Origin of the sequence: Psychroflexus lacisalsi (assembly GCF_020164495.1) — a bacterium.
In the GTDB taxonomy this organism is placed as follows: Bacteria; Bacteroidota; Bacteroidia; order Flavobacteriales; family Flavobacteriaceae; genus Psychroflexus; species Psychroflexus lacisalsi.
The window spans coordinates 1-665 of the sequence record NZ_JAIQYZ010000021.1 but is presented as its reverse complement, the minus strand read 5'-3'; the positions used below and the strand labels follow the sequence as shown (position 1 = coordinate 665).

Here is a 665-nt window from a genome sequence, read left to right as displayed (position 1 = left end):
AAGTTGAACAAACGCGGTCAGACTGCTTAGACAGCTAGGATGTTGGCTTGGAAGCAGCCATTCATTTAAAGAGTGCGTAACAGCTCACTAGTCGAGCGGTCAGGCATGGATAATAATCGGGCATAAGCATATTACCGAAGCTATGCTTTTATAGATTTATCTATAAGAGGTAGGGGAGCATTCTAATCAGCGCAGAAGGTGTACTGTAAGGTATGCTGGAGCGATTAGAAAAGAAAATGTAGGCATAAGTAACGATAATGCGGGCGAGAAACCCGCACACCGAAAGACCAAGGATTCCTCAGCTATGCTAATCAGCTGAGGGTTAGTCGGGGCCTAAGGCGAACCCGAAAGGGGTAGTCGATGGACAAGCAGTTAATATTCTGCTACTTGCTTTAAATTAAAAGAGACGGAGAAGGAAATCTAGTGCGTACTGACGGAATAGTACGTTGAACCACGGGCAACTGTGGGATAGTACACCAAAGCTACGGTGGCGGTGATAATCTAGAGGCCGTTCTTCCAAGAAAATCAATTAAAGCAACCCGTACCGTAAACCGACACAGGTAGTTGGGATGAGAAATCTAAGGTGCTCGAGAGATTCATGGCTAAGGAACTAGGCAAAATGGGCCCGTAACTTCGGGAGAAGGGTCGCCCTCAATTAAGTTTGG

Annotated in this window: 1 rRNA gene; it reads left to right on the top strand. The window is 46.2% G+C overall.

The features are described 5' to 3' along the window. Positions 1 to 665, top strand: a 23S ribosomal RNA gene (locus LB449_RS13795); the annotation flags it as partial.